This window comes from Wansuia hejianensis (assembly GCF_014337215.1).
GTDB classification, from domain to species: Bacteria; Bacillota; Clostridia; order Lachnospirales; family Lachnospiraceae; genus Scatomonas; species Scatomonas hejianensis.
In genome coordinates, this window is record NZ_CP060635.1 from 3,817,752 (window position 1) to 3,833,593 (window position 15,842).

Annotated in this window: 14 protein-coding genes; 10 read left to right on the forward strand and 4 right to left on the reverse strand. The window is 51.7% G+C overall.

The window, feature by feature from the left end:
• Positions 1–47 precede the first annotated feature (47 nt).
• The 7 genes from H9Q79_RS17535 to H9Q79_RS17565 all read left to right on the forward strand — a co-directional run bounded on the left by H9Q79_RS17535 (position 48) and on the right by H9Q79_RS17565 (position 5,526).
• On the forward strand, positions 48–287 hold the full coding sequence (locus H9Q79_RS17535; RefSeq protein ID WP_249328841.1) for a putative Se/S carrier protein: 240 nt from the start codon (positions 48–50) through the stop codon (positions 285–287).
• 111 nt (positions 288–398) lie between these two features.
• Positions 399–1,424 (forward strand): selenide, water dikinase SelD, encoded by a 1,026-nt coding sequence (gene selD, locus H9Q79_RS17540; protein ID WP_249328842.1) that lies wholly within the window; start codon positions 399–401, stop codon positions 1,422–1,424.
• A gap of 88 nt (positions 1,425–1,512) precedes the next feature.
• On the forward strand, positions 1,513–2,166 hold the full coding sequence (gene yedF / locus H9Q79_RS17545; RefSeq protein ID WP_249328844.1) for a sulfurtransferase-like selenium metabolism protein YedF: 654 nt from the start codon (positions 1,513–1,515) through the stop codon (positions 2,164–2,166).
• A 10-nt stretch (positions 2,167–2,176) separates the two neighbouring features.
• Positions 2,177–3,016: a selenium-dependent molybdenum cofactor biosynthesis protein YqeB gene (gene yqeB / locus H9Q79_RS17550; protein ID WP_118644660.1), complete on the forward strand. Its 840-nt coding sequence runs from the start codon at positions 2,177–2,179 to the stop codon at positions 3,014–3,016.
• Entirely contained in the window at positions 3,003–4,145 is a 1,143-nt protein-coding gene (locus H9Q79_RS17555; protein ID WP_249328846.1) for an aminotransferase class V-fold PLP-dependent enzyme, read from the forward strand. Before yqeB ends, H9Q79_RS17555 begins: the two co-directional genes overlap by 14 nt.
• On the forward strand, positions 4,142–4,945 hold the full coding sequence (gene yqeC, locus H9Q79_RS17560) for a selenium cofactor biosynthesis protein YqeC (RefSeq protein ID WP_249328847.1): 804 nt from the start codon (positions 4,142–4,144) through the stop codon (positions 4,943–4,945). Before H9Q79_RS17555 ends, yqeC begins: the two co-directional genes overlap by 4 nt.
• The gene (locus tag H9Q79_RS17565) at positions 4,942–5,526 is read left to right on the forward strand and encodes a nucleotidyltransferase family protein (RefSeq protein WP_249328848.1); all 585 of its coding nucleotides are present in this window, start codon (positions 4,942–4,944) and stop codon (positions 5,524–5,526) included. The genes yqeC and H9Q79_RS17565 overlap by 4 nt, the downstream gene beginning before the upstream one ends.
• A gap of 105 nt (positions 5,527–5,631) precedes the next feature.
• On the opposite strand, the gene H9Q79_RS17570 is transcribed toward H9Q79_RS17565, so the two are convergent.
• Entirely contained in the window at positions 5,632–6,642 is a 1,011-nt protein-coding gene (locus tag H9Q79_RS17570; RefSeq protein ID WP_249328849.1) for a uroporphyrinogen decarboxylase family protein, read from the reverse strand.
• 417 nt (positions 6,643–7,059) lie between these two features.
• Between H9Q79_RS17570 and H9Q79_RS17575 the strand changes: the two genes are divergently transcribed.
• Complete coding sequence (locus H9Q79_RS17575; protein ID WP_249328850.1) at positions 7,060–8,601, forward strand: PucR family transcriptional regulator; 1,542 nt, start codon at positions 7,060–7,062, stop codon at positions 8,599–8,601.
• Between the two features lie 114 nt (positions 8,602–8,715).
• Here the strand turns inward: H9Q79_RS17575 and H9Q79_RS17580 are convergent, their stop codons facing one another.
• The 3 genes from H9Q79_RS17580 to H9Q79_RS17590 all read right to left on the reverse strand — a co-directional run bounded on the left by H9Q79_RS17580 (position 8,716) and on the right by H9Q79_RS17590 (position 13,021).
• Positions 8,716–10,212, reverse strand: coding sequence for a UxaA family hydrolase (locus H9Q79_RS17580; RefSeq protein ID WP_249329740.1), 1,497 nt, complete (start codon positions 10,210–10,212; stop codon positions 8,716–8,718).
• Positions 10,213–10,234: 22 nt separating this feature from the next.
• Positions 10,235–11,710: a tagaturonate reductase gene (locus tag H9Q79_RS17585; protein ID WP_249328851.1), complete on the reverse strand. Its 1,476-nt coding sequence runs from the start codon at positions 11,708–11,710 to the stop codon at positions 10,235–10,237.
• Positions 11,711–12,001: 291 nt separating this feature from the next.
• Positions 12,002–13,021, reverse strand: a complete 1,020-nt coding sequence (locus H9Q79_RS17590; RefSeq protein WP_249328852.1) for a zinc-binding alcohol dehydrogenase family protein — start codon at positions 13,019–13,021, stop codon at positions 12,002–12,004.
• A gap of 219 nt (positions 13,022–13,240) precedes the next feature.
• On the opposite strand from H9Q79_RS17590, the gene H9Q79_RS17595 reads away from it, so the two are divergent.
• Together H9Q79_RS17595 and H9Q79_RS17600 are read left to right on the forward strand one after the other, a co-directional pair.
• Positions 13,241–14,359 (forward strand): uroporphyrinogen decarboxylase family protein, encoded by a 1,119-nt coding sequence (locus H9Q79_RS17595; protein WP_249328853.1) that lies wholly within the window; start codon positions 13,241–13,243, stop codon positions 14,357–14,359.
• 184 nt (positions 14,360–14,543) lie between these two features.
• The gene (locus H9Q79_RS17600) at positions 14,544–15,818 is read left to right on the forward strand and encodes an ABC transporter substrate-binding protein (protein WP_249328854.1); all 1,275 of its coding nucleotides are present in this window, start codon (positions 14,544–14,546) and stop codon (positions 15,816–15,818) included.
• The last annotated feature ends 24 nt before the right edge of the window (positions 15,819–15,842 follow it).

Genomic DNA, 15,842 nt, shown 5'->3' on the forward strand with positions numbered 1-15,842 from the left:
TAATCAGAGCCAGAGAATTTATGAAAAAAACCAGGGAGTGGCAGGGGATGTCAGCAGAAAAAAAGCTTCAGATGATGATCTTATTTCCAACAACGACTCAGGCGCTGAAAATGGAAGACTGCTGTCGGACAGGCAAAATGCCGGGCCGCCTGATACCGGTGCCGGGGCAGGTGCGCGCCGGCTGCGGGATGGGCTGGATCGCCGGGCCGGAGCGTCGCCGCGAATTTGAAAAATTTATGGGAGAGCGGGGGATCTGCTGGGAAGATATCAGAGAGCTGTATTTATAACCATATTGGTTTTGGCAGTGCGCTCCTGGCCGGATACGTTGATGGTGATGCAAGATCAACAGAGGAAAACCAAGAAAAAGAGGGACTATGAAAGGAGAGAGCGCGTATATTATGAAATCAGATAGACAGATGTTCTGTCAGAGTGGGGGGTGTACGGCCAAGCTGGGGCCGGGCGCACTGTCACATGTGCTGGAAAAGCTGCCGAGGAAACAGGATCCGGATCTGCTGGTGGGATATGATCACTCCGATGACGCCGCGGTTTACAGGATATCTGACACTACGGCGCTGGTACAGACGCTGGATTTTTTTCCTCCGATGGTGGAGGACCCTTATCTGTTCGGGCAGATAGCGGCGGCCAATGCCCTCAGTGATATTTACGCCATGGGAGGGGAGGTGCTGACGGCGCTGAACATTGTCTGTTTTCCGGAAAATATGGATTTGAACATTCTGGGGCAGATTCTGGCAGGCGGTAATGAAAAGGTACGGGAGGGCGGCGGCGTGCTGGCCGGAGGCCATACGATCATGGATGAAGGAATTAAATACGGCCTGTCAGTCTGCGGCAGAGTTCATCCGGACAGGATTCTGACGAATCATGATTGTGAGGCAGGAGACACCCTGCTTCTTACAAAGCCTTTGGGCGTAGGCCTCACCTGCACGGCGGCCCGGATGGAGACGGTTTCCGGACCGGATCTGGAGCTGGCGCTGGAATCCATGCGGACTCTGAACAGGAAGGCTTCAGAGGTCATCCGGAAATACCATACCCATGCCTGCACAGATGTGACAGGCTTTGGATTCCTGGGGCATCTCTGTGAGATGATGGGCGGCCGCCTGACCGCTGTCATCGATCAGGAGAAGATCCCGCGGATACCGGGGAGTGAATCATACGCGGAAGAGTTCTACCTGACAGCGGCGGCTCAGAGGAACAGGAACCATCTGCAGGGACGGGTCTCGTTTCAGGACTGCACGTTTGCTATGGAGGAGCTGCTCTTTGATCCTCAGACCTCAGGCGGCCTGCTGGTGAGCATGGCGGCGGAGGATGCCGGACGGGCGCTGAAGGAGCTGTCGGCACTTGGCCTTCCCTGCGGGATCGTTGGGAAAGTGACCGGCCGGACTGAAAAGGAAGTAATTGTAAGATGAGGCGTCAGGATTTTGTGGAACAGTATTTTCAGGATAAAATTGACTGGGCAGGATGAAACGGAATGACGCTGTACAGGAGGTAAGAACAATGATAGAACTGGATGAAAGAGGAAAACCGTGTCCCCTTCCGGTGGTGGAAGCAAAACGGGCAATGGAGGCGGCTCCGGCGGGCGAAGCGGTGAGCGTAATCGTTGACAATGAAATAGCGGTACAGAACCTGAAGAAGCTGGCGGGGCAAAAAGGCTGGGGATTTTCCGCCGGACAAACAGGAAACGGATGTTATCAGGCCTGTCTGAGCCGTAAAGGCAGCGCGGCCATTCATACCGGGGCAGAGGATGGGCAGAGGGATCACGAGACGGCCCCGGAACCGGAAGGAAGTTCGGATATCCCTGCATGCGGCTGTTCTGGCGGCGCTGTGGCAGTTATCAGTTCCGACTGTATGGGAAGCGGCGATGAAAGGCTTGGAAAGCTTTTGATGAAAGGTTTCCTTTTTGCACTGACCAGCCAGGAGAGAAAGCCGTCGGCTGTATTATTTTACAACCGGGGGGCGTTTCTGACCTGCAGCGGTTCGGACTCTCTGGAAGATATAAGGAAGCTGGAGAAAAGCGGCGTGGAGATCCTGACCTGCGGAACGTGTCTGGATTTTTATGGAATCAAGGATCAACTGGCTGTGGGGCAGGTGACGAATATGTATGAAATTACAGAAAAACAGATGAACGCCGCATTGATTGTACGGCCGTGAGGAGCTTGTGATGACGCGCAAGGAACAATTGGTGATTGTCCGGGGAGGCGGGGATATCGCTACCGGAACGATTTATAAATTAATGGAATGCGGGTACCCGGTGCTGGTGCTGGAGACAGAGAGGCCGTCGGCGATCCGGCGGCTTGCCGCCTTTTCGGAGGCAGCTTATGAAGGGGTGAGCCAGGTGGAGGGCCATACCTGCCGCCTGGCTGCGGGCTATGAGGAGGCGAAAGCAATCCTTGCCCGGGGAGAGGCGGCCATGCTGACGGATCCGGATTGCAGGGTGCTGGAGCAGGTACGGCCTTTTGCGCTGGTGGACGCGATTCTTGCCAAACGGAATCTGGGGACGGACAGGAGCATGTCCGGGATTACCATCGCCCTGGGGCCAGGCTTCAGGGCCGGGGAAGACGTGGATGTAGTCATAGAAACCATGCGGGGTCATGATCTTGGCCGGGTGATCCATGAAGGCAGCGCTCTTCCGGACACGGGTACGCCGGGGCTGATTATGGGCTGCGGGCGGGAACGGGTCATTCATGCGCCTGCAAACGGAATTCTACAGTCCTGCCGCAGGATCGGCGATCTGGTGGAAGAGGGAGAGACGCTGGCCTGGATTTTGGGAGAGGACGGAACCCGGACTGAGGTGAAAGCCACTCTCACAGGGCTTCTCAGGGGAATTCTCCGCGATGCTTACAGGGTCACAAAGGGATTTAAGATGGCGGATATTGATCCGAGGAAAGACGAATACCAGAATTGCTTTACCATATCGGATAAGGCCCGCTGCATCGCGGGGGGCGTTCTGGAAGGAATACTCTGCATGGAGAGGAGGAACGGCGCAGGTGATCTATCTTGATAATGCCGCCACCAGCTATTACCGTCCCCCGCAGGTGGCTCAGGCTGTGGCAGAAGCGATGGAGTCAATGGGAAACAGTGCCCGGGGGAGCTGTGAGCCGTCCATGAGGGCGGCACGCATGATCTTCAGAGTGCGCAGCATGGTGAACCGCCTGTTCCACGGCAGCGGCCCGGAACAGACCGTATTTACCGGTAATGTTACAGAGAGTCTGAATGTTGCCATCAAAGGACTTCTGAAGCCCGGTGATCTGGCTGTTACCACGGTGCTGGATCATAACAGCGTCCTTCGCCCTCTGTATGAGATGGAGCGGCTCGGCGTCCGTCTGAGGATTGCAGGCTGTGATTCACGGGGGACGGTAGACTACGAAGGGATAGAAAAAGGCATCCGGGCCGGGGCCAGGGCTGTGGTCTGCACCCACGCTTCTAATTTGACCGGAAATGTAGTGGATATTCGAAGGATCGGGAAGCTCTGCCGGGAGCAGGGAACGCTGTTTGTGGTTGACGCTGCCCAGACGGCCGGAGAATTCCCTATTGATATGGAAAAGGACTGTATAGATGTGCTGTGTTTTACCGGGCATAAAAGCCTGATGGGCCCTCAGGGAACGGGCGGTCTCTGTGTGCGGAGAGGAGTGGAGATCCGTCCGCTGATCAGCGGGGGAAGCGGGATCAGGACCTTTGACCGGGGGCAGCCGCCGGATATGCCGGAATCGCTGGAGGCCGGAACCCTGAACGGCCATGGTCTGGCCGGCCTGAAGGCGGCCCTGGAATATCTGGAGGACCAGGGAATAGAAAAATTGACGAAGAGGAAGCAGGAGCTGGCCTGGGAATTCTACCGGGGGGCGGTGCAGCTTCCTGGAATTAGAGTTTACGGAGATTTTACAGGGCCGGACAGGGCGCCTGTTGTGGCTTTGAATGTGGCGGAAGAGGATTCGGGGAAGGTGAGTGGTTACCTGGCGGAAAGATTTGGTATCTGTACCAGAAGCGGCGGACATTGCGCGCCGCTGATGCACAGAGCCCTGGGAACTGAAATACAGGGAGCGGTCAGGTTCAGTTTTTCTCATTTCAATACAGAGGAGGATGTTCAGGAAGCCCTGGCGGCGCTCGGTAAATATGAGGAGGAAATGATGTGACGGCAGAAATCTGGTCTTTTGTAGGGGCAGGCGGGAAAACCACCAGCATATTCCAAATTGCCCGTCAGATGTGTGAAAAGGGGCTGCGGGTTCTGATCACCACGACCACGCATATGGCAGCGGGGGACCGGGGGCTTTGCCGGATGGAGTCAGCTTTGGAGCTTCTGACGGATGTCAGCGGCAGGGGGGCGCTGATCGCAGAGCGCATGGCTCCGGGCAGGGCGGTGCTTGCCGGATGCCTTCTGACGGAAAGAGACAGGATGGATGCACGCGGCGGGAAACAGGAGTGCTCCGGCCGTGACGTGGCAGCCAGTGATAAGATCGGCCCGTTGCCCGAACAGGAGTTTCGCAGCGCGGCAGAGGCAGCAGACGTGGTTCTGGTTGAAGCAGACGGCTCCCGCCGGATGCCCTTCAAGGCTCCGGGCGAAAGGGAGCCTGTACCCCATGAGAAAAGCAACAGAATTTTTATAATCGCCGGGCTATCGGCACTGGGGTTTCCGGTCTGCCGGGCCTGTCACCGGCCGAAGCTGGTGTGTGAGATCACAGGAAGGCCGGAAACCTCCGTTTTGACTACACGGGATATGGCCTGCGTGCTGTACCATGGCTACATCAGGCCTATGCGCCTGAAGTTTCCCGGGGCTCCGCTGACGGTTCTTCTGAATCAGGCCGACGGGCCAGAGCGTCAGGAAGCAGGCAGGGACGCCGGGTGCAGGTTGAAAAGCCTGTTGGGCAGTGGGGAAGCGCCTGTGGAAATCTGGCTGAACTCCTGGGCCGGGCCGTTGAAGGGAGAACGCTTATGAAATTGTATCCAATTGTGCTGGCGGCAGGATTTTCCAGCCGTTTCGGGAGCAATAAGTTACTGCACCCGGTAGAGGGGCTGCCTATGTACAGGCATATTGTGGACGTTTTGCTGGATATTTGCAGTGAAGACGGCGGGATAGCCGCTCCGGTAGTGGTCACCCAATATCGGGAGATTGTCTCAGAGCTGGAGGGAAAGCCCCTGTCTGTTGTGTGGAACTCTGACAGCCGTGAGGGGATTTCATCCTCTGTCAAGGCCGGTCTGCGGGAAGTCCTGAAGCGGAATAAGGGGGACGGGGAGGAGTGGGGATGCTGCTTTTTCGTAGCTGATCAGCCGTATCTGCTGCGGGATACCGTCAGGCGTTTTTTTAGAAAATTCCCCCTGTGCGGAAAAGGCATCGGGTGCCTGGGCTATGGCTCAGCGCGCGGAAACCCGGCGGCTTTCCGCGCGAGTTATGTGCCGGAATTAATGGAGCTGGAGGGGGACGGCGGGGGAAAACAGGTGATCCGCCGCCACCCGGAGGATCTATGGTGCATGGAGGCCAGTGAGAAATGGGAACTGCAGGACATAGACCGTACCTAGAAAGGAGTATATCAATGAAAAGACACTGGTTTTAAAACTGACTAATCCATGTTCAGAATGTCCTCGATAGAATCCTCCGGTTGTTTATATAGAAGGTAATCTTTTTTAGGCCTTTTCAATTAGTTCTCTTCCATACTGGGCGCTGGTGGTGATAATGGGCATAATCGCTTTCAGGTTCACCTGGGGATCTACGGAATTCACGATACGGAATCCGAAGAAAATATAGCTGCTGTAAATGCCGTAGGTATCGAAGCAGCGTTTTACTTCTGCGATCACTGTTTCGTCGGAAGCGGCGACCTGGCCGGGCAGGCCGTTGGAATCATAGCCCCCTATAATACAGAATTGATCCCCGTATTTTTCAAGGATTCCGGAGATGTCGTTGGTTGGCTGGACAGAGGTCCAGGCGGCTGCGTGGGTGTCGATAAAATCTTCGGTGAGTGCGTCCGCTTTGCCGCAGGTGTGCTGGATGGGAATCATACCCAGTGCGCGGACAGCGTCATTGATCTTAGTGTGGGCTGGTTTAATGAGGGCGCGGTAGCTTTCAGGGGACATGAAAAGCCCTCTCTCAGTGGCAATGTCGTCATAGTTGGTGAAAAGGTCGGCGTGATAATATTTTTTCGCGTACTCAGCCACTTGAATCTTATAATCCGCTATGGCGTCCATCAATTCGAAGCAGGCCTCAGGCTCTTCATACATGGCCATCAGCGCTTCTTCAAAACCCATGAGCGTGGCCATCCTTTCAAAGGGCCCATTTCCGCTGCCGAAATCGACGGCCTGTATATCCGGGTTTCCAAAAGATAACTCTGCCTTTGCCTGAGTTTCCCAGTCGAAGGAAGAGAGATCAGGAAATTTCACAAGCTTTTTCCAGTCAACAATGGTTTCTGCATTCATCAGAAAATGTCCCGGTTCCGGAATTGGCGCGCCGCCGCCGGAAGCGGGAGTCACCCAATTGATTCCGAAACCGTCCGGGCCGCCGCCCAGAGGGCCTTTTTCAAATGCCGGCCCGGGGCCGGAACCGAAGCCGGCAGAGACGGTATCAGAAAGGGATGAGGGAATCCATTCTCTCGTTTCATGGTTCAGAACGGCGATGATGTTCTCCTTTGGCGTCATTGGCATAATTTCTTCCTCCTTTACTACGTTACACAGTTTGTTCAATGTGATAAAAATGGCGCACTACAGTTATATAACCGCGTGGCTGGTTGATAATCCCGTATGTTTCATGTATACTTTAATTATAATGTAATATAAAAAATTTACTATTCTACAAAGACAGCAGAAGAGAAGATGTTATATGGTACATATTGTATAAGCAAAAGCATTCCATGCTTTGAGGAACAGCGGAAGCTGTTCCACCGCCCGCCAAGGGCATGCATTACGGGGTGTTTTGGAATATAAGATATGACGATGGAGTGACAGTCTTGCTAATATGCAAGAGATATCTCATGGTATCTGCCAACGCATTTTTTAAAGGGCGTGAGAACAGCATGTGCTGTCGTTCTGTAAGCGATCTTTGGCTATGAGAGAGGTGAATGTATGCGTCTGCCATTATCTGTGATTTTATATTCGGTCAAGGAAGGACTGTCGGAAGTGCCGGAAGAGGCAGAGAAAACTTTTTTTTACGGCAGGCCGTCCTTTTACCGGGAGGAGACACCGGCTGAAGGATTGATTTTGTACGAGGGAACAGGGCGGGTTCCGGTGGAGAGGGCGGACGCCCGGAGTGTCTGGCTGTGCGGCTGGGGGAGTGTAGGCGCTTTCGCGGGTGAGAGACTCCCTGGCAGGGGCAGTGTATTTTTGCTGAAAGAAGGTTATTCCATGGGCTGGGCCTGTAACTGTCTGCATCAGCTGTTTGACCGCTGGGAACAATGGGAGCGTGAGACACAGCAGATGGTCATCCGCAGGGCGCCTCTGGGAGAGTATCTGGAAGCGGCCTCCAGGCTGTCGGGGAAGCCGCTTTCTGTCATGAACCGGGAATACCGGCTGGTGGCATTGTCCAGCGGGTGGAATGAGCTGGAAAAGGCCGGGCTGGAGGTGCGTGCGGTTGGGGAACGGCTGCCCGTGGAGGTGGTGAACGTTTTTAAGACAGACCCTCTCTATCTTCAGGTTGCGGAGCGGCGGGAGCCTTTTTTGTATCCCAGCAATGTGGCTCTGCCGGTGCAGGTTTTGTGTACCAATCTGTTTTATGGGGATATCTATTGTGCCCGGGTGGTGATGTTTGAATATGGGGAAGAGATACATCCCTGGGATTTTTACCTGATGGAAAAGCTGACGGAGTATCTGGAGCTGGTCTATATGGCAGGAGATGAACTTCCGGGAGAGGTTCGGAAGGCGGGAGATTTTCTGCAGCGCCTGTTGGACGGTGAGAGCCTGAAACGTTCAGAGCTTCTGGAGCTATATGCCCTGGAAGGATGGAAGGCGGAGGATCAGTATCAGCTGGTAGTTTTGCAGGTCAGCGACCAGGATATCGCCAACCGGACGCTGGAATATTTCCGGTATGAGCTGATGAAAGAATTTCCATACTGCCTGACTGCCGAACGGGAGGAGCGGATTGTCATGGTGCTGAACCTGGCAAGGGCTTCGGCTGCTCCAGGGTCCTTCCGCCAGGATTTTGCGTTGTTCATCCGTGAGGGAAACTTCAGAGCCGGTTACAGCAATCTGTTCCACGGATTGGAACAATTGGAGGTCTATTACCGGCAGGCGGGTATTGCCCTGAGGTATGGGAGCAGAAATAATGAGATGATCTGGCAGCATTTCTTTGATCATCATGCTCTCGACTACTTTCTGGATAAAGGGAGTGAAGAGATCCCGCCGGAGCAGATGTGTGCTTCTGAGCTGCAGGTCCTTTTGGAATACGACAGGAGGAATCATACTGAATTATACCGGACACTGCGCGTATATCTGGAAAACCGCCAGAACGCGGTTAAGACGGCTAAGGATTTATATATACAGAGAGGCACGCTGCTGTACCGCCTGGCCAGGATACAGAAGCTGACGAGACTGGATTTTGAGAAGTATGAGAGGTTGTTGTATGTGGGCTTGTCTTATTTGATGGCGGACAGAGAAAAAGACAGGAGATAGGCGGGCTAATATGCTTTTCCCCAGGCAAGCGGTTTTATTATTTTAGCTGTTTGCCTGGGGAGGAGTATATTAAGTTATGAACCGGCATAGATACACTTTTAATTAATCTTCAGTTTACAGGATAACTCCATCCCGGAATATAGAAATTTCACGGTAGCCATTCTGTTCGTTTTTAGTTAATATTCTGCCGGAAGCGACATCCAGAAGGTATCGGAAAAAGTCAGAGGAAACCTGGTCGAAGGTACTGCCCTCCAGCAGTTGGCCGGCGTTGTAATCGATCCAGTGGCTTTTCCTTTTTGCGAGACCGCTGTTGGTGGCGATTTTAACAGTGGGTATAGGCGCGCCGAAGGGATTGCCCCGTCCGGTTGTGAACAGTATCATCTGTGCGCCGCTGGCAGTCAGGTTCGTGCAGGAAACCTGGTCGTTTCCCGGACCCGTCAGAAGGTTGAGACCGTTTTTTTCTACCGGTTCTCCATAGTCCAAAACGCTGACGACCGGAGCCTGTCCGCCTTTTTGCGTGCATCCGAGGGATTTTTCTTCAAGTGTGGTAATGCCGCCTTTTTTATTGCCAGGCGATGGATTTTCGTAAATAGCCTGGTTATGGCGGATAAAATACTGCTTAAAATCATTAATCAGACGGACAGTGCGATCGAAAACCTGCTGATTCACCGCGCGGTCCATGAGCAGCAGCTCGGCACCGAACATTTCGGGAACTTCGGTAAGGATTGTGCTGCCCCCGCATTGGACGACCATATCGTTGATACGGCCGCAAAGGGGATTGGCTGTGATGCCGGAAAAGGCGTCGGAACCTCCGCATTTAAATCCGATTACCAGATGCCTGGCAGAAAGGGGCTCCCGTTTCGCGGAAGCGGCAAAATCTGTGAGCTCGTCTAAGAGCTTCATACCTTCCTCGTACTCGTCATCTACTTCCTGCGTTGTGAGGAATTTTACTCGGTCAGGGTCGTAGTCGCCTAGGATGGGTTTGAAGACTTCCAGATTATTATTCTCGCAACCCAGACTTAATATAAGGACAGCTCCGGCGTTGGGATTATTGATCAGCCCTCTCAGGATGTGTTGTGTACGGAGTAAATCGTCAGAGAGCTGGCTGCAGCCCATATTATGCGTATAGGCGCAGATGCCGTCCACCCGCCCTCCGAACGCAGCTCTGGCCTTCTGCGCCAGTAAAGCGGCTGTTGCGTTAACGCATCCTACGGTGGGAATAATCCACACTTCGTTGCGGATGCCGGCCTTTCCGTTTTTTCGCATATAACCCTGGAAGGAAGCGTTGGCGGCATCCTGAAAGGAAGGCATGGAAATTTTTGATGGCTTGTATTGATACTCCAGAAAACCATCCAGGTTTGTGGCTAGATTTTGTACATGTACATGACTGCCTGCGGGAATGGGCTGCCTGGCGTGGCCGATGGGGTGCCCGTATTTGATTACATAATCTCCGGCGGCCAGATCCGTAAGAGCTGCTTTGTGCCCGAACGGGATATCGTTCAGCAGGCGGACGGTCTGGCCGCCCGCCTGGCAGACGGTGCCCTTTTGTAAATCAGACAGGGCGACTGCCACATTATCGAGAGGAGAAATCTTAAATAGTAGTTTTGGCATATTCATAATTCTATAGTGCTCCTTATTCTCCGATCAGCTGCGTCATGATTTCCTTGACCGGCTGGCGTTCCATGTTTTCCAGATGGGTGACGACTGCTTCGGTCAGGCCGGGGATCAGTGTAAGGTCTCTGCCGCTCCAGAAGTCTTGATGGGATAGGATCATCCTGACAGTATCTGAAACGCTGTTTTTACTCCAGGCGTCTGCAAAGAACCGAAGGACTTCTTCACTGTCGCGGACTAAATACTGGGTTCCGTCGGACCTTGTTCCGGTATATGCTCCATCCTGATAACTGCCCTGGTAAAATTTCAGGAAGGCTGCCAGAGAGAAGGTAAGACATTTCGGAAGCTGTTTGTTCAGATCAAAATAATCAAGCAGAGAGGGCAGACATCGGGCGGCAAATTTTGAACAGGAATTCAGCGCGATGTCCAGCAGCTTATGCTTGATATAAGGGTTGGCAAAACGGTCGTTGACCGCGGCTGCGAAAGTTTCCAGATCTTCTCTGGGCAGATCGAGGGTTGGAATTACTTCGTGATAGATGACGTGGTTCATAAAATTCCGGATGATGTCATCTTTCATGAAGTCCATAACAATGTCATAACCTGCCAAATAAGCGGCCAGAACGGTAGATGTGTGGGCGCCATTCAGAATTCGTACTTTCCGTTTTTTGTAAGGGCGGACGTCGTCAGTCCAGATGACGTTAGCGTCAGTTTTGTGTATGGGGAGTATATCGGCCCATTCTTTCCTTCCTTCGATGACCCAGAGGTTGAACAGTTCGCAGGTGTCGATCAGGTTGTCCTTATAGCCCAGCTTTTTTTCGAATTCAGCCGCCTCATCCCGGGGATATCCGGTAACGATCCGGTCAACCAGGGTGCTGGTGAAATGGTTGGCCTGCTCGATCCAGAGAATGAAAGCTTCTCCCAGCTTCCATTCTCTTGCATATTTGAGAATGATCCGCTTTAATTCACTGCCGTTATTGTCAATTAGTTCGACCGGCAGGAAGAGCAGACCCCTGTCCGCGGCGCCGTTAAAAGCCCGGAAACGTTCATAGAGGAAAGCGGTTACCTTGGCGGGGAAGGAGACGGGCGGACGGTCGGTAAGCGCATCGCCCGCATGGTAAGCGATTCCGGCTTCTGTCGTGTTGGAAACAACCACCTCCAGCGTCTTGCTTCTGGCCAGTTCCATCAGGGCGTCATAGTCTTCGTAAGGGTTGATGCACCGGGAGACGGAAGTAAGAACCTCTATTTTTTCCACAGACTGACCATGCTCGGAGCCGCGCATGGCAAGCGTATAGATTCCGTCCTGCTGATTAATGAGGTCCTTTAATCCCTGGGCGATCGGCTGGCAGAGAACGACGCTGCCGTCATAGACACCGTCGTTGTTCGCCTTATCAATCATCCAGTCTGCAAAGGCCCGGAGAAAATTGCCCTCACCGAACTGCAGCACTTTCTCCGGACGGCTGCCATTCGTGTTTTTAACTGCTTCCTGAATCATTTTCATAAGTGTTGCTCACTCCTTTATGTATATTATTTCCGCGGGCCGTGCGGGCTTGTCTGTTCGGCGGCTGCCGCGGGAGTCAAGTACCCTGCCCGTTGCAGGGTATTTGTCTGATGCTATTATAACAAAAATTTTTAATGATGTATACAACAATGTATCCATAAAGAGTTTTTCTACGTAAAGCATAAATTAAGAGAGGCATTTTTGTGTATTTTTACAATGAAGCATTTAACATAAAAACCCCGGATGGCTGGCGGTGAGCAGATGTTTGCCGTCGCCGCCGTTCACACCGGTTTAGGAAAAATGAAGAACTGTTTTTAAAACATTCTGCGGGTGATTGCAGATTTCATCCAGCGCCGCCTCGATTTCTGTAAAATGGCGGGTATGAGTCATCAGATGTTCCGGGTGCAGGGAGCCGTTTTCAAAGCTATCGATCACTTCGTCAAAACAATTGCAGTTGAGGCGTGAACCTAGAATAGAAAGCTCCTTTTTGGTCACCTCGGCCTGTATAAGCTCCGCGGGAGTGTCCTTCAGGCTTAATACCACAATGCGGCCCGCGGGGCAGGCCAGATGTACTGCCTGGGCAAAAGAAAATGGCTGGCAGACAGTGTCCACGATTACCGGCGCTCCTTCGCCGCCGGTGAACAGGCCGACTCGTGCTTCCAGATTCTCTTCCGACACCAGGACAGTCTCGTCGGCACCGAAGGAGCGGGCCTTTTCAAGCCTTTCCGGCACCAGGTCGGTCATCATAACCCGGGCACCACGGCTTTTGGCCACCTCCATGACTGTTATGCCGATCGGACCTGCGCCCATAACGAGCACATTGTCGGCGGCGGAAATCTGTGCACGGTTATTCACCTGCATGCCGATTGTGAAAGGCTCCGCCAGGCCCAGCAGGGATTCGGAGAAATCTGTATGGAATTTGTGTATGTTTTGAGCCGGGGCTTTTACGTACTCGGCGAAGCCGCCATCCCTGTGGACGCCCATTACTTCCAGTGATGAACAGACGTTATGACGGCCAATGCGGCAGGCATAGCAGTGGCCGCAGCTGATGACCGGGTCCACGGCAACTTTGTCGCCGGGCTTAATGCCGGTCACTGCCGGACCGGTTTCTTCGACAATGCCGCCAAACTCATGGCCGATCAGCCGGGGATAAGTGGCAAGGGAATTAGTACCGTTCCATATGCCGATATCGGAACCGCAGATGCCTCCGGAAGTGACGCGGATGATAACGTCGTCCGGCTGTTGAATCATGGGATCTGGTACATCGCTGATCTGGATATTAAAGGGTTTTGTTACGATAATTGCTTTCATGCGCAGGGTCCTCCTGAAATAATATTGATATATTACAATAATGAGTGGAGTATATCACTTGAGGAGAAGAACGTCAATGCGTAAGAAAAAAACGAAATAAAATAGTTGTTTTATATAAAAAAAACGAATAAACTATGGAGAAAATGCCAATATGCAGGATGTATCAGGAATGTTATAATATGTTTTGTGATATATCACATATAAGAAGGGAGAAGAAATATGACATCAAAGGAACGAGTGATGAAAGCTTTAAACCATGAGGAGGCCGATCGAGTGCCGCTGGATATAGGAGGGATTAATAATTCCTGCATGCATGAGCAGATTGAGCAAGCATTAAAACAAAAACTGGGGCTGGAGGATCATGGTTCTATTGTGAAAGCAATCTGGCAGGGAGTTGTTGTCCCTGATGACAGTATTGTGGAATATTTTGGAGGTGATACCTGTTCTCTGTATATTAATGAAGCATATCCCTGGACTGATAATGGGGACGGCACATTTACGGATATGTGGGGGATTGGGCAAAAGCTGAATCCGGACGGTTTTTACTATAATATGTGTAGCCATCCTCTGGAGAATGCGGAAGATCCGGAAGACCTGGAAGCTTACAACTTTCCTGAGCCGACGGAATACATGGTAGAGGGGTTGGCGGAACGCGCGGACGCGCACGCGGATAAATGCTGCATCCTGGAAGGACTCAGAGAACCTATGTTCGGGCTGCCTTCCTGGCTCAGAAGAAATCAGAATTTCTATATGGATCTGGTTGCCAATGAAGAGCTGTCGGACGCTCTCCATGAAAAAATACTGACATACTATTACAGGCTGATTGATTTCATTATGGAGCGTATCGGAGATAAAGTGGATATTGTAAAGTTTGCCGATGACATGGGAACCCAAAATGCTCTTCTGATGTCTCCGGGGACTTACAGGGAACGCATAAAGCCGTATCAGGCAAAATTATATGGATACGTAAAGGAAAAATACCGTAAAAAAATACTTCTGCACAGCTGCGGCGCCATTGAACCGATCATAGGAGATTTGATCGAGATCGGAGTAGACGCTCTGAACCCGGTTCAGATTTCTGCGGCGGGGATGGAACCAGAAAAATTGAAGAAACAATACGGAAGCCGGATCACCTTCTGGGGAGGCGGCGTGGATACTCAGCATTGCCTGAACCTGGGAACAGTAGAGGATGTTCGAGCTCAGGTCAAGCGAAATCTTGAAATATTTAAGCCGGGAGGCGGCTATGTATTCACTCAGGTTCACAATATACAGCCTGGGGTGCCGCTGGAGAATATCCTGGCTATGTATGAGACATTCCATGAAAATTGTGGTTATTGAGTATTGGCGAGAGGTGTACAACATGCATAAAAAGCAACAGGGATAAATAGAAAAAACATACAATTTTCGTCCTTTTTCAGAGAATCTATTGACAAATATATGTTAGGAATTATAATGTATACATAGAAGTATACAACAACTAATGCAAACGGCGAAGCCGACTAAAAGAAAAGGAGAAGGATTTATGAAAAAAAGAATTGTCGCATTAATTCTGGCAGCAGTAATGGGGGCGTCTTTGACCGCCTGCGGCGGAGGAACAGGAGAAAGCGGTTCCGGTAATTCATCCAGTCAGAAAAGTAACACAGAAAGCTCGGCGGAAACAAGCACTGGGACCACAGACGGCGAAACGTTTAAAATCGGAGTATTCCAGCCATTATCTGGAGCCAGCGCGGCTTATGGAATAGAAGCAAGGAACGCGATCGAGATGGCGGTTGACTATGTGAATGAAAACGGCGGATTCAACGGTGTACCGGGAGAAGTGGTCGCTTATGATACTCAGTGCTCAGTGGAGGAAGCGGTGAAAATTGCTTCTAAGCTGGTGAATGAGGAACGAGTAGATGCGGTTCTGGGTTCACTGCTTTCTTCAGAGATGTTCGCTACCGGCAATACACTGAACGAAGCAGGCGTATATACCATTGGCCTTGGAACGAGCGCCAGCTGGATGCAGGAAGACTGGCCCTATGTATTCCGTGCGTCCATGAATAATGGAGCGGGTTCGCCAACCATCGCTAAAATGATCCAGGATATGAACTGCACAAAGGCTGCCGTATTCTATGGACAGGACGATGCGGCTCTTTCCGCATATTCATTGTTTGAAGAGGCGGTAACCGCAGAAGGAATAGAAATCCTGCTTGCGGAAACCTATGATCAGGGGGATACGGACTTTTCGGCGCAGATTACCAATATTGTTAATTCAGGCGCCGAGGTTGTGTTCATGTCCACGATTGGAGAAACGGCTCCGATTGTTGCGAAACAGCTGAGACAGTATGGATATGACGGCGTAATCATCAGTAAAGAATCCTTTATGGCTTCCCAGATTGCGATTGCCGGTGAAGAAAATTCCAATTACATAGCATTTGTGAATCCGTATGTTACTTATGAAAGTATTGATGACATTGATATCCCAGAGGTAAAAGAATTTGCCGAAAAATATGCTGAAAGATACGGAGAGATCAATAAGACTGATTCTTCCTACAGAGGATGGGACAGCGTAATGGTTATGTGGGAAGCTAGTAAAATTGCGAAATCCAATGATTCAGAAGCGTTAAAAGAAGCGACGAACCAGATTTCAGATCTGCAGGGTCTTGGCGGCACACTGGATTTTACCAAGGGCAACCGGGAAGGTTACAATGAATTTAACTCCTTTATACTGATAGACGGTAAAAATGTGCTGTGGTCCAAGTGGATGAATGAAGGAGGATATGAGGATTATTTAGCTGCAACAGGAAGAGATAAGTAATTACTGGTGAAAAGAAGGGAGCGG

Excerpts from the sequence above, each read along its gene's own strand:
- H9Q79_RS17575 (WP_249328850.1), top strand. The coding sequence starts at position 7,060 with ATGCGTCTGCCATTATCTGTGATTTTATATTCGGTCAAGGAAGGACTG.
- H9Q79_RS17595 (WP_249328853.1), top strand. The coding sequence starts at position 13,241 with ATGACATCAAAGGAACGAGTGATGAAAGCTTTAAACCATGAGGAGGCC.
- H9Q79_RS17580 (WP_249329740.1), bottom strand. The coding sequence starts at position 10,212 with ATGCCAAAACTACTATTTAAGATTTCTCCTCTCGATAATGTGGCAGTC.
- yqeB (WP_118644660.1), top strand. The coding sequence starts at position 2,177 with ATGACGCGCAAGGAACAATTGGTGATTGTCCGGGGAGGCGGGGATATC.
- yedF (WP_249328844.1), top strand. The coding sequence starts at position 1,513 with ATGATAGAACTGGATGAAAGAGGAAAACCGTGTCCCCTTCCGGTGGTG.
- H9Q79_RS17600 (WP_249328854.1), top strand. The coding sequence starts at position 14,544 with ATGAAAAAAAGAATTGTCGCATTAATTCTGGCAGCAGTAATGGGGGCG.
- H9Q79_RS17590 (WP_249328852.1), bottom strand. The coding sequence starts at position 13,021 with ATGAAAGCAATTATCGTAACAAAACCCTTTAATATCCAGATCAGCGAT.
- H9Q79_RS17570 (WP_249328849.1), bottom strand. The coding sequence starts at position 6,642 with ATGCCAATGACGCCAAAGGAGAACATCATCGCCGTTCTGAACCATGAA.
- H9Q79_RS17535 (WP_249328841.1), top strand. The coding sequence starts at position 48 with ATGTCAGCAGAAAAAAAGCTTCAGATGATGATCTTATTTCCAACAACG.
- H9Q79_RS17565 (WP_249328848.1), top strand. The coding sequence starts at position 4,942 with ATGAAATTGTATCCAATTGTGCTGGCGGCAGGATTTTCCAGCCGTTTC.
- selD (WP_249328842.1), top strand. The coding sequence starts at position 399 with ATGAAATCAGATAGACAGATGTTCTGTCAGAGTGGGGGGTGTACGGCC.
- H9Q79_RS17585 (WP_249328851.1), bottom strand. The coding sequence starts at position 11,710 with ATGAAAATGATTCAGGAAGCAGTTAAAAACACGAATGGCAGCCGTCCG.